This is a genomic window from Eubacterium uniforme, from assembly GCF_900167115.1.
Taxonomy (GTDB): domain Bacteria; phylum Bacillota; class Clostridia; order Lachnospirales; family Lachnospiraceae; genus Eubacterium_S; species Eubacterium_S uniforme.
The window spans coordinates 224945-239805 of the sequence record NZ_FUXZ01000002.1 but is presented as its reverse complement, the minus strand read 5'-3'; the positions used below and the strand labels follow the sequence as shown (position 1 = coordinate 239805).

The window sequence follows — 14861 nt, the reverse complement described above, 5'->3', positions numbered from 1 at the left end:
TCGACTGACATTAGAGTAGTTGAGAGGTGATTCGGGTTCGGAATGGTGGTTGAATTTACTTTAGTTGGGGTTAGGGTTGAGGGAGGGGTGGTGCTAAAATATTGACAATCATCAATCATTAAAGGGGTTATGCCGTTCAAAAGCGACATAACCCATAAAATGCCTACCGGCAGAGCCATTGGAAGAAATATAGTATGGCATAACTTTTCCTGCTTTTAGAAATTTGTGATGCTTGAGACAATTTTATCGAAATTGTCGTTTATCAGAAAAATTGAGAATGTTCCATTAAAGCATCTGTATCCACTCAAAAAAGGCTTTGCCACCATTCACATAATTCCCCCTATTACCATCATTAATCGAATTTACTGCTATTTTTATAGCTTGCTCAATATTATTCATATGAATATAAGCTAAACATTTTAACACTTTCTTATCCATACCGTCTTCATATACGGTAACATACTCATCAATATCATACTTTTCCATGAAATTATGACTACATTCATCTACTAATCCAACAAGATATTTTGCTTGTTCTTCATATTTCTCTGTAAGCTCAACTTCTCCCTTTTTCAACAAAACCGAAGGAGCCTTAAAAGCACCTATTGCCCTTAGCGAATCGTTTTTTTTGCTATTAGATGACATTTGCATAATCTCCCAAAAAATATCATCATAATCATAATTTTTAATATAAATTCGATAAACTAATTTCTGCGAATTTACAATAAGGAAATCGCAATGAATAAAAGCCTTATCTATTACCTTATAAATGGTGTTTTTCTTTGTTTTGTATTCTCTGCCATTTGAAGAGATGTATATTGCATTAATTAATTTCTTTTGCTGATTTTTATCTAGTTTCATCTGTTTCCTCCTGTGAAACACTATATTGAATCTTTATACCCAATTCAGCAACTTGATTTTGAACTGATTGTAAAAATTTTTTCGCATTAACGGTTAAATTATGTAAGAAATGAATCTCTATAACTCCATATGCTATTTCTTCCCCTTTGTAGATTTTCTCATATTGTTTCTGCTCAAGAAAGGTAATATATACATTAATCTTTTCTTGCAACATCATTAGATGCTGATATTCATCACTCCAATCTAAATGATCAGTTATCAATAGAACTATCCCATTCTTATCATAAGTTAATGCAATGCCGTCTACCGTTTTATTATCTACTACAGACATAATGCCTCCTACTCTGGTCGAATTATCGTTACTTTTGTACCTGGCGGAATTTGGTATCCACCAGAAAATATACCTTTGCCGTTTCCAACAACTGTTGCACCACTTTCGAAAATCTCAGGAAATGCAATTTTTTGATTATCTGTTAATGGCGCTGTCAATGACGATTTATATTCATTTATTACAACATTTCCATTTGCATCTAAACCAATTGCATCAACTCTTGTTCTAACACTAGAAGATGTTTTTACAGTAATCTGCTCAACTGCTTTTTTATTTTGGGATTTAAATTTAGCAAATTCTTGTTGCTCGAATGCTCTTCCTTTTGCTCTATTTTGAGCTAATACGTCAGCTTTACTTTCCCCTTTACTTATCGAAATCTCTCCACTTTCATTTACAAGGAAATTCTTTATTCTTCCACTATTTCTAGCAACACTATCAACAACACCTTTAACTCCAAGTGTTACACCTGAAATCATGAACATATCAGTCGCACCATGTAACATACTGTTTACAAACTCTTTCTTATCGAAGTTTCCTGTAAACAATGATGATACTCCATACATTGCTCCTGATATTACTGCTCCTGACACAGCAGCTTTTATCATCGTTCCTGCAACTATCGCTGGTGCAATTCCTGTTCCTATGGCTATTGCTCCACCTACTAATCCAGCGACAATTTTAACTGGTGTTGGAATCTTATCCATAATGTCACTTGCTTTATTATAGATATCTGTAAGTGGTTTTACAACATCCTTATATGCTCTATTTAATGCAAAACTTGTAACATCATATATTCCTTCACATAAATCCATTGCTTTTTTAAAGACCGTACTATTTACAACCTTACATATAAAGCTTCTTCCGTCTGGATCTATGTTCTTTAAAGGATTATCTCCTGCGTATATGTAACTATTTACTCTTTCTTTTTCATAAAGACTTACAACCGGATCCTTATTTATGAATCTCTTATCTATTGTACTATAGAATCTTTCATATGCATACCATGTTGTATATTTATTAACTTCGTTTGTAGATGATTTTAATTCATCTGAATACAGATATGTAGTATATGATGGTAAAATATCAGAATTATTTAACTCATCATCAATTATATTTCCTATTGTAAGTTCATCATCTATGGATGATTCATCTGCAAGTACATTTTTTACATTTATATTTGATATATTACCATATGAATCATAATCTATTTTTGATATGTTTTTACCATTTACATCATATGCATCTGTTACACTGCCACGTTCGTCACATACAATATCAAGTTCAAATGCTTTTGCATCTGATTTTTCATCACTTGATGATGATTTTAATTTTTTATTATTTTTTGTTCCACCATATGTATTTTTAGTTAGTTTCACATTGCTACTAACATCTAAAATTGAGGCAATCTTTTTATCATTTGCATAGACATATTTATTATCTATACTATAAGTTTTTTCAGTATTACTATCATTCTCACTATAAGTAATACCTAACAATCCAAGTTTACTATCTATTTTACTTACATTCTTGTTAACAGATGAATATGAACCTAATACACATGGATTTTCAGATGTATAATCATAAATGTAATTCTCTTTTTTATTGTACTCTGTTATATTTTCAGAAACACTTGAAGATATAATTGCATTTATGCTTTCACTATTTTTATTGTTTTTGGTAATACTTTTTTCTTCTAATAGGCCAAGCCCATTATAGATATATTCTGCATTAATGCTTTCTTCTACAGTATTTTTAGTTTTTATCAAACTTCCTGAAGAGTTTTCAAATATTGATGTAACCGATGAATTAACTATCTTATCCTCAGCATTAACATCAAACTTTTTCTCATAAGACACATATTTATTGCCAGTCACTTTAGTCTTACCTAAAGACTCACTTATTAAATTACCATTATCATCATATGAATAATCAATTTTTTTATTAACGATATTACTTCCAGAGGACTTTTCAATTCTTTCTAAAAGTCTGTCAGCGTCATCATAATTATACTCAATTGATGTATTGCCGTTCTTCTCACTAATAATGTTGTCACGACCATCATATTCATATAAAATAGTATTATTTTTACCGTTTATACTATTCTTTTCTGACTTTAATCGTCCACTCTTATCATAATCATAGATGTAAATATTTTCATAACCAGAATAATCATCAAATATCTTTAATGAATCTATACCGCTTGTTGTTTTATTACCATTGGTTGTTGAATCTGATTTAATATTCGTACCTTCAATCTTACCAATAATATTAGATTCATTATCATATGATAAGACTTTGGTTAATTTATTATTTGAATATGTTTTTAATAATCTTCCCAGTTTATCATATTCAAATTTTTCCTTAATACCTTTAGAAGTTTTCTCTATAAGTTCATCATAACCATTGTAATCAAACGACCATTCATTTTCACTAGTTTTAACTGATTTTACATTACCATTATTGTAGTATTCATATTTAGCTTGTGTACCATTATTTATTTTGGTCTTTCTGTAATCTTTATCATATTCGTATAATACCTTAGTATTTCCTTCTGAAACAGAAATAACATTACCCATAGAGTCCCTTTGAATATTTGTTTTATTTGCTCCATTGTGTAACTCTATTAAATTTCCGTTATTATCATAATCAAATGTATACTTAGTAGTTTTCTTTGATTTTTTTGTTTCAACAATCTTTTTAGTAAGACAGTCATTAAGATCGTATGAATAATCAATTCTACCTTTTGGATTTACTTCCGATAATATATTTCCGAATACATCGTAACTATATTCTGTTTCATTGCCAAGTTCATCAGTAACCTTACTTCTATTTCCATTAGCATCATACTCATATCCTATGAATATATCTTTGTCCTTAATGATTTTTGTAAGGTTATTTTCTTTGTCATATTGATATGATACACTGCCGTTTTCAGCATCTGTTACATTTAATAGATTTCCCCTGAAATCATATGAATAATTCGTTACATTACCATTGCCGTCAGTTTTCTTTGTAACTTTATCATTATAGTTATAATCAAAACTTTCTGTACTTCCATCAGGTCTTATAATAGATTTACATCTATCTAAAAGATCATATTCATATTCAAATGTTCTTTTTTCCTTGCCGTCATATCTAGTTTCACTTTTAAGATTAGAATATCTATCATATGTATATTTTGTTGTGTTTTTATTTGAATCTTTTAACTCCTTAAGATTATTATTTAAGTCATATATATAGGACTCATCAATTGTACCTGATGATTTTTTACTCTTTACATTACCGAATGCATCATAAGTAAACTCCGTATAATTACCGAGCGCATCTGTTATTTTTGTATTATTACCACAAGCATCATATGAATAATATGTTTTATGTCCTTCGCCATCTTTATATTCTTTTAGATTTCCATAAAGATCATACTTATACTCAAAAGTGATTTTTTTATTATTACTTAATTCTTTTTTTATAACCTGATTAAATGCATCATAATAGTATGTTATAACTTTTCCGTTATTGTATTTTTCTGATTTTACATTACCCTTCTTGTCATACTCAAATTTAATAATATTACCATTTTTATCAGTTACTTCTTTTACTCTTGCTTTATTAGAATATTTATACTTTTCTGTTTTATTTCTTCCATCTGTAACACTGGTTATATTACCAAGGACATCATAAGTATATTTATATCTATCAATGGATTCTTTATCAGTTTCTTTATCATCCACCGCTCTGTTTTCTATACTTTCCTTAGTAACTCTTCCTAATGCATCTCTCTCATATCTTGTTACAATCTCATTCTCTGTTTTTGTAATCAAATTACCAGATTTATCATAATCATAAGAGACGAATTTTCCTTCGGGATATTTTTCCTTTTTTATTCTACCTGCAAAATCATATGAATATTCAATTATTTTGTCACCATCAGTAATCTTTTTAAGTCTATCATTAGCATCATATTCATAAGAAATCTCATCACCATTTCTATTAATTAAGCTAACGAGATTACCATTTTTATCATAATCTCTTTCTTCAACAGTGCCATCAGCATATATGGTTTTTTTCAGATTTCCAGTTTCATCATACTCATATTTTGTTACATTACCATTTTCGTCTGTACATTTAGAAATATTTCCTCTTAAATCATACTCATATTTCCTTGTATGATTTTCTACTTCTACCTCATGGTCATTTTCATCAATACCTTTTACAGTTAAGTTTTTTATGTTTCCCTTTGAATCTACAGAATAAGTTATAACTTTGTCAGCTGTCTGAGAATAAATTAAATTATTATTTTCGTCATATTTATTGTATGTTGTAAAACCTTCTTCATCAACATATAAAGATACATTACCATTTCCATCATATTCATAATGCTTTTTATTACCGTATATATCAACTTCGTCAACAAGTCGTCCTACAGCATCATAATTATATGAATATTTATATTTTTCATCTGGATTCTTGCTATCATAGATAATTTTGCTTTTTACATTACCATTTTTATCATATGAATACTCTGTTCTTTCATCTAATGGATTAATTTGTGCAATGCATCTTCCCTGATTATCATACTCAAATCTCCAAGTTTTACCTCTTTCGTCTGTTTTAGAAACGATATTTCCATAAGCATCATACTTATAAACGACATTATCACCAGCATCATTTATTTCCTTTGATAAATATCCAAAATTATCATATACATACTTAGTTTTATACTTCATTCTGTCAATCAATTCTTCTACATTGCCAGAATCTTCTAATTTTCTAACCTCTGTATTATTTCTTCTATCTGTTGTACTTACAACATTACCATTATCATCCAAACCATAATAAAACGTATTTCCTTTTTCATCAGTCTCACTTAATAGATTTCTACAATTATCATAGTTATACTTATATTCATAATCGCCACATTTTGATGTTTTCACATCACCGATGGCATCATAAGTAAAGGAAGTTACATATTTATCTTCCTTTATATTCTTAACTCGTCCATCCTTATTATAGCTTATTTCACTGTATATTTTATCTCCATGTTTTTCTTCTATAAGACGGTTACTATCATCATAAAAATAGAAGAATTCATTTTTGTTTCCATCTACTTTCTTTTTTAAAAGATTACCAGAATATGAATACTCTATTACATTATCGATTCTGTCTTTTACTTTTGTTAAAAGAAATCCTTTTTTAGCATCATACTGATATTCTTCTGTTGTATCATCCTCGTACTCAATATAAGAAATATCACCAAACTCATTATATATGATTTTCTTTTCTTCACCATTTTCAGTTATGATCATAGGAAGGCCTTTTGCGTTATATTCGTACTTTGTCTTATCATATGAAACGCCCTTATCGTCTTTTCTTACATCACTAATAATCTGGTTATCTTCATTGTATTTTACAATACGTTTTCCGCTCTTATATCCAGTTTGAGTATTAATTCTATCTTCATCATTATAATTATACGAATATGTTCCCTTGCCAGCTGTGATTTGTACAACAACTCTTCCATTTTTATCGTAAGTATTTTTAAGGACTTCATTTCCTTTATAATCGCTTATTGTTTTAAGTAGTTTTGTAGATTCGAAGTCATCTTTTGGGGTACTATTCTCTCCATCAATTTCTGTATTTTCCTTCTTTACATCTACATATGTATATTCCTCCCACTTTTCATTGGAATTCATACAACCTGTTAAATATGTATCTTCATATTTATACTTATTAACATATTTTTCGTCACCATTTGTATATATAACACTCTCTATAGTGTTTGATACAAAATTCCATGATAAATTAATATCAAACCAGTCATTTGAAATCTGTGATAAAAATCCACCATCATATGTTAGTTTTGTTTCAAATCCTTCTACATCTTCAATGCTAACAAGATGTTTATTCTCATCAAAAGTATAGACTACCCCCTTGTCATTTAAAATAACCTTATTTGTTTTACCATTTTGTCGAACAACTTTTAATGTTTTACCATCATTACACTGATACATACCAGATGATAAATCTTTGTACTCTAACTCAGAATTCAATTTATCAGTTACTTTGGTAAAGGTATAAATTTTTCCATCTGGATATTTGATTCTAATATAATCTGTTGGATTATTATCAGCGAATACTACATCAACTTTTTCATTATCGCCTATGATGAAATCATTTGCTGAAAGTGAAGTATCATTATATGAACCTGTACTAACAACTTGATAATTATAATTATGACTCCATCCTTTTCCAAATCCAACATTATCCTCTGATAATGAATTATATAATCTCTTAAAACTTAAATCTTTGTACCCAGATATTTTGATGTCTTCAAATTCACCTTCAAAAGCACCTGTTAACATATTTACAGGATCGCCAGAGAACATATCAACGCCTTCTGCATATGCTTTTTCATAATTGGCATCATCTTTCTCAGTTCTAGTAACATTAAAACTAACATCCATTGAAGCAGTGCTTCCCTCGAGTATACTTAAAGCCCATCCTACCAATTCTGTTATTACTGCTTTTTTATTTGAATCAAGAAATGTTATTGTAGTTGCATAAGATACTCTAACAAATTCGCCTGGTTTTAATTCTTCTACATAATTATCATTTACTTCTTCACCTTCTAATAGATTTAAGTCTCTATCTTCAAATGAATCACCAGCATTCCCAACAATCATTATTCCGTTCTGGAATGTTGTTTGTCCTGGTGAAACTTGCGTATCACCTTCAATATCAAACTCTAAACCATAAATACTTTTAGTTGATTTATTATAGTAATTAAATCCTACTGTATATGTGTCTCCTGTTGCTGCTGTTTTAGATAAAGATATAATTACTCCCAATGCAGATTGCATTGTTACATTAAGAGGTTTATCTGATACAAATGTATAACTAAACTCATGATCATCAACTGCAATATTACCTTCAGATTCTTCTTCAGTATCTTTCGTATGCATCTTACCTGTTACATCCGCTGATACATAATAAGTTCCATCCACATCTCCTCTTACATACCAAACTGCGCTTTTACTAGCATTAACATCTATATCGCCCATTTCAACTTCAGTTTCATTGCTTCCTGTTGCCATTTTTGCAAGAGATAGACCATCTGGTAACTTAATGGTAGCCTTAGTGTCTTTGGCAATCTCAACTTTAGATGTATTAATTACTATAAGTTCTACTTCAAACATGTCTTTAAGCCACTTATTAGTTCCATTAATAACCATCAAGTATACATTACCAAATTTATCACTTTTTGTAATAATCTCAACTTCACCATCTTTACTTGAAGTAGTTCCACTAAAACCGCCTACAACAACTTTATTTGTTTTCTTATCAACATAGAAATCATATGGTTTCTTTTCTTTTTTACCTTTTCTTATTCTTACGAAAGACAAATTTAAAGAATACTTTACTATCTGTTTATTTTCATCTGCCCCAACATCAATTCCTGCATCCTTCATTTCTTCAAGAGTAAGTTCTTTTACTTTGATCTCGCCTTGAATTGTATTTCTGGTACTAAGATATAATGTTATTTTTCCTTCACCTTTGCATACCAAGGATGTACTTCTCATGTCATATCCATCTGCCATGGCAATAACATTTATCTTCTGTCCATGTGTTGAATAAAATGTACCTATACCTAAAGGTAATATTTTATCAGCTATTTTTTCATTATCTTCATCAGTTATATATATTGTTGCATTCTTAATAAAGCCATCTGTTTCAGTTGACTTTACTTCTACATCTATTTTATCTAGTCCCGAAGATGTAACTTTTATTTTTTTAGTTGCACTTCCTGTTCTTCCCTTATTATCTGTTACTGTTAAGCTTACAATGTATAAACCTTCTTCACTAAATTTATATGTAACATTTTTTCCCTCTAATAACTTATCATCTATTCTCCATATATACTTGGCGATTCCCTCATCATCTGTTGAACCTTCGCCGCTAAATGATACTTTTTTATAAACTTTAATATCATCATCAGACACAGATATATTTGCGATTGGAGCTTCATTGAAATGTCCTAGATTAACTGTAATTGTGTCTACATTTTCACTTTTACCAACTTCAAAAAAGCTTTCTGCATCGCCGTCATATCCTTCAGCGGTATCTTTTACTTTTATGAAATATTTTCCTTCGGTTAATCTTTCAATTAAGATTTTTCCATTTTTATCACTTGCTTTTGTATTGGCTAATTTATAATAATTCTTATACTTATTATCTACATCAATTACTTCTGAATTATCACCTTCACTTAGTTTCTTATAAAGATCAAAAGATACATTACTAACACTTTCTCCTTTGTCATTAATAACCTTTACTTCTTGTTCGAAAATATTACTATATAATCCAATACTATTTTCATTACTTCCAATATTTTTCTTATACTTATCAGCGATATTTACAATATTCCAAGTTTTTGAAACTGCCATTTCATAAGCAGTAGATGTCAAATCATCATTTTCATTTGTATCATCATTAGATTCATATTTAACTATTCTTCTAAAGTCATCACCGACATTTTCTCCTACTGCAACATTAATTTTGGTATTTTCATCAAAATGATTATTTAAATTATCCTTAACGGTTACATACCTATCCTTAGCTAGGAAAATATTCACATTATCATCACAAAACTTTACATTGCTTTTCAATATAAGTTTATTATCATTGTAAATATCATCTCCCTCGTTGCATTCAATTTCATTATAAAGCGTTGTTCTTCCGGTTTCATTTCCTTCAAATTTAACATCATCTAATATAAGAGTTTGATGATTTTCTATTGCGCCTCCTACACTTATAATTTTTCCATCATTATTTACTTTATATTTATTGTTTATAAAATCAGCTTGTTCAATAATACCAGTGTTATCATCTCGCTTATTCTCAACACAGAGTCCACGATCTATTGCATTTTCAATTACATTTCTATTAGTCTTAACTTTTCCAAAGTTTTCAAACTCATACTCTCCGCTCTTATGTAATGTAAGTTTACCACTTTGTAATAAAATGCCACCTACACGATTATCTCCTTTTATTGTAATTCCATAGATGTCAGTGGTTCCCATGCTATCTATAGCCATATCTCTAGTATTTCTATTACTACAATAACAATCTTCACAAGTACAATTAATTATTTCTGCATTATTACTTGTTCTAATTGCTCCACCGCTATGAGAACCATCACAATCAACAAACTTTGAATTGTATATACACAAAAACTTAGCGCATATAGCTCCCCCTAAGAAAGCATGTGCATCCTTAACTTCAATATCTTTTGCTATTACTTTTCCGTATTCACCACCTATAAAAGAACCATATCCACCACCTACATTAAATTTTTCGAATTTACCACCAGATATAGTTGCTTTCATATCGTGATTAACATAGATAAAATATAAATTCCAAACATTATATACTGAACTACCATAAAAATCAAAAACTCCATTATACGAACGAATAAAACTATATCCATTTCGTTTTTTTGGAACAATATCTCTAATTTCAGAGTTTCTAAAGTCAAACTCTCCATAATTATCGATAAAGTTTTTCTCCATGGTTAAGTTTTCACAATTAACTTCTAATTTATATCCATCAATGCTTAACTTTGCTCCATTTTTAATGTTAAATAGATATGATTTTCCTGTATTATTCTTTGAAAAATCATATTCATCAGAAAATCTTATCTTCAATTTATCCTTATCATCATTTTCATTATCATTATTATCGTTATCAATCTCTGATATGATTGAAATATTTTCATCACTATTAACAACAATTTCCTTATCAATTACAATATCATCATATGCTGTGATATCGATATTTTTATCACCTTTTTCTCTGGCTTCTTCAAGTACATCATAAATTGTTTCATATTTTTCTCCACAATAAAAAAAGTTTTTGCCATTATTTAATTCATCAGCAAAAACTTGTAAATCAAAAGATGTAAATAAAAGTGCACTTGATAAAAGTACAGCTACAAATCTCTTACCTATACCTAACTTCTTATTATTCTTAAAGTTTCCAATAATACGTCTCATTATTATGCAATTCCTTTCCATACGCAATTCTATCCGACATTATAGCATAATTAGTTATTTCGTTCAATTGATAAAGGTAAATGTTTATTTTTTTCTTAAATTTGACTTGATTATATAAATATTATAAACTAATAGAAGTTTTATTGATAATTATGAAGGGAAAGAATTATGGCTTTTGATGGAATTACAGTACATAGTCTTGTACATGAATTTAATGAGAATTTAATAGACGGAAGAATTACCAAGATTGCACAGCCTGAAAAAGATGAATTACTTCTTACAATCAAGAATGAAAAAGAGACTTATAGGCTGGTAATTTCAGTTAATCCTTCTCTTCCACTTATATATTTAACAGATGTAAATAAACAAAGTCCAATTAACGCTCCAATGTTTTGTATGCTTTTAAGAAAACATATTAATAACGGTAGAATTCTTAAGATTGAACAACCTGATATGGAGCGTGTGGTTGTATTTTACATTGAACATAGAAATGAACTAGGTGATTTATGCGTAAAGAAACTTATTGTTGAGCTTATGGGTAAACATAGTAATATTATCTTCACTACAGATGATGATATCATCGTTGATAGTATTAAGCATGTTACACCTGTTATGAGTTCAGTTAGGATTGTTATGCCTAATCAACAATATTTTATTCCAAAGACAAGTGACAAGTTAAATCCATTAACTGTTAGTAAGGATGAATTTATAAAGAAAATTAAATCTTCTAAAGGTATATTATATAAGGCAATTTACTCTTCTTTTACTGGTATTAGTCCTGTTATATCACAAGAGATTTGTAATTTATCAGGTATAGATTCAAATATGCCTATATCAGAAATATCAGATGATTTTTTAATTCATTTATATAATATTTATTCTAATATGATGGAAGATATTAAGAGTAATAAATTTGATCCTGTTATTTACTATAAGAATAGTGAACCTGTTGAATTTAATTCATTTGGTCTATCTATTTATGAAGATAGTATCAATATGAAACTAAGTACTATTAATGAGGTTATTCTAAAATTCTATGCTGAGAAGGATAAATATTCTAGAATCAGACAGAAAAGCGCTACTTTGCGTCATATTGTTGATACAAATCTTAATAAAGATAGAAAGAAATATGATTTACAGTTAAGACAGTTAAAGGATACTGAGAAGGCTGATAAATTCAAAGTGTATGGTGAGTTACTAACCTCATACTCTTTTAATGTTGAGGATGGTGCTAAGTCTTTCACTACTACTAATTTCTATACTGGTGATGAAATTACAATTCCACTTGATGAACACAAATCAGCTATTGAAAATGCAAATAAATATTTTGATAAATATAATAAACTTAAAAGAACTAAGGCTGCTTTAGATGAAATTATAAAAGAAACAAAGGAATCAATTGATTATTTGGAAAACATTTCAACTTATATTGATCTTGCAACATCTGAAGATGACTTGACTGCAATTAGAGAAGAGCTTATAACAAGTAGATATATAAATAAGCATGTTAAGGATAAGCGTGCAAAGATAAAATCTAAACCACTCCACTATATTTCAAGTGATGGTTATGACATTTATGTTGGAAAGAATAATCTTCAAAATGAAGAAGTTACTTTTAAAATAGCTAATACAAATGATTGGTGGTTCCATGCTAAAAACATGCCAGGTTCTCATGTGATTGTTAAATTAAAAAACGATAATAAAGAAATGCCTGACAGAGTTTTTGAGGAAGCAGGAGCTATAGCAGCTTTCTATTCAAAAGCTAAAGGACAGTCATCGGTAGAAATTGATTACACTAAGCGTAAACATTTAAAGAAGGTTGCTGCTTCAAAGCCAGGTTTTGTAATTTATCATACAAACTACTCGCTTGTTGCTAATCCTGATATATCTAATTTAACTTTGGTTGAGTAAGGTAAACTTAAATCAAATATAATCAAGTAGAAATAACAAAAATTTAGATAATAATATTTTAGATTAAATATAATTTATATTAAGTAAAAAAGAAGATACATTTATTAATCAAATAATAATTGATTAAATATGTATCTTCTTTTAATATTACATCTTTTATTACATTAAAAATTTTTTACTAAAAATTTTATATATTTCTTATACTAAAATCCTAATAATCTATGATAAAGTTCAGCATACTTTTTAGCTGAATTATCCCAAGAATAATCACAAGCCATAGCTCTATCAACCATCTTATTCCATTCTCGCTTTTTATCATAGAAGATTCTTTCTGCAAATCTAATTGTAGCCATCATCTCATGTGCATTATAGTTAGCAAATGAGAATCCTGTTCCAGTTCCTTCATACTCATTATATGGAATAACAGTATCTTTAAGACCACCAGTTTCACGTACAATTGGAAGTGTACCGTACTTTAAACTCATAAGCTGACTAAGACCACAAGGTTCAAATAATGAAGGCATTAAGAATGCATCACAGGCGGCATAAATCTGATGCGATAATTCTTCCGAATAGTATATATTAGCCGACACACTGTCTTGATACTTCCAATCGAAATGTCTAAACATGTTTTCATATTTTTCATCACCAGTACCTAGAACTACAATCTGAACTGCATCCTGACAAATCTCATCCATAACGCAATCAATAAGATCGAATCCTTTTTGATCTGTAAGTCTTGAAACAATACCAATAAGCATAACCTTATCATCCTGTTTAAGACCTAATCTCTTCTGAAGAGCTCTCTTATTCTTTATTTTCTCTTTTCTGAAATTATCAATATCATAATTGTTTTCAATTAGTTTATCGGTTTTAGGATCGAATAATGTATAATCAATACCATTTACAATACCAAATAATGAATTTGATCTTGCTCTCATAAGACCATCAAGACCTTCACCGTAAAATGGTGTTTTAATCTCCTCAGCGTATGTATCACTAACTGTTGTTACGAAATCAGAGTATACAATACCACCTTTTAAATAATTACCATTATCATAATCTTTTAATTTATCATCAGTAAAATAATAATCTGAAAGACCAGCTATGTCTTTTATTGTTTTAACGTCCCACACCCCTTGGAACTTAAGATTATGGATTGTCATAATTGTTTTAATGCCTTGATAAAAATCTCCTGCTCTAAAACTATCATTAAGATATACAGGAACAAGACCTGATTGCCAATCATGACAATGTATAATGTCAGGTCTAAAACCAATAACAGGAAGAGCCGATAAAACTGCTCTTGAGAAAAATGCAAATTTCTCTAAGTCATATCTAATATCCCCATATGGTTTCGGTCCTGAAAAATAGTATTCATTGTCAACAAAATAAAATGTAATGCCATCAAGGACAATTTTTAATATACCAACATACTGTCTTCTCCAGCATAAATCCATATAAAAACTGTCGACATATTCCATTTTATCCTTCCATTCACTAGAAATACACATGTATTTTGGAAGGATTACTCTTACATCAAATTCATCCTTATTAAGAGATTTTGGAAGAGAACCCACTACATCTGCAAGACCACCTGTTTTAATAAATGGTACGCATTCAGATGCAACAAATAATACATTTTTCATATAGCAATACCTCTCCTTATTTTTTTCATTTAATAAGTTTATCTATAAAATAGTATA

General features: G+C 29.2%; 5 protein-coding genes. 1 reads left to right on the top strand and 4 read right to left on the bottom strand.

The features are described from left to right. Window positions 1-285: 285 nt before the first annotated feature. The 3 genes from B5D16_RS00920 to B5D16_RS00910 are packed head-to-tail and all read right to left on the bottom strand — an operon-like array spanning window position 286 to window position 11244. Window positions 286-861, bottom strand: a complete 576-nt coding sequence (locus B5D16_RS00920; RefSeq protein ID WP_078765073.1) for a hypothetical protein — start codon at window positions 859-861, stop codon at window positions 286-288. Further along, window positions 848-1192 carry a DUF6572 domain-containing protein gene (locus tag B5D16_RS00915; protein WP_078765072.1) on the bottom strand — a complete coding sequence of 115 codons (345 nt, stop codon included), beginning with the start codon at window positions 1190-1192 and terminating at the stop codon, window positions 848-850. Before B5D16_RS00915 ends, B5D16_RS00920 begins: the two co-directional genes overlap by 14 nt. A gap of 8 nt (window positions 1193-1200) precedes the next feature. Further along, entirely contained in the window at window positions 1201-11244 is a 10044-nt protein-coding gene (locus B5D16_RS00910; RefSeq protein ID WP_159444240.1) for a DUF6531 domain-containing protein, read from the bottom strand. A gap of 168 nt (window positions 11245-11412) precedes the next feature. Here B5D16_RS00910 and B5D16_RS00905 point away from each other — a divergent pair, with 168 nt between their 5' ends. Next, on the top strand, window positions 11413-13155 hold the full coding sequence (locus B5D16_RS00905; protein WP_078765070.1) for an Rqc2 family fibronectin-binding protein: 1743 nt from the start codon (window positions 11413-11415) through the stop codon (window positions 13153-13155). 203 nt (window positions 13156-13358) lie between these two features. Here B5D16_RS00905 and glgA read toward each other — a convergent pair whose 3' ends face one another. After that, window positions 13359-14804, bottom strand: coding sequence for a glycogen synthase GlgA (gene glgA / locus B5D16_RS00900; RefSeq protein WP_078765069.1), 1446 nt, complete (start codon window positions 14802-14804; stop codon window positions 13359-13361). Window positions 14805-14861 lie beyond the last annotated feature (57 nt).

Bases quoted from the DNA above. Each gene is read 5' to 3' on its own strand.
- glgA (WP_078765069.1), bottom strand. From the start codon at position 14,804: ATGAAAAATGTATTATTTGTTGCATCTGAATGCGTACCATTTATTAAA.
- B5D16_RS00915 (WP_078765072.1), bottom strand. From the start codon at position 1,192: ATGTCTGTAGTAGATAATAAAACGGTAGACGGCATTGCATTAACTTAT.
- B5D16_RS00910 (WP_159444240.1), bottom strand. From the start codon at position 11,244: ATGAGACGTATTATTGGAAACTTTAAGAATAATAAGAAGTTAGGTATA.
- B5D16_RS00905 (WP_078765070.1), top strand. From the start codon at position 11,413: ATGGCTTTTGATGGAATTACAGTACATAGTCTTGTACATGAATTTAAT.
- B5D16_RS00920 (WP_078765073.1), bottom strand. From the start codon at position 861: ATGAAACTAGATAAAAATCAGCAAAAGAAATTAATTAATGCAATATAC.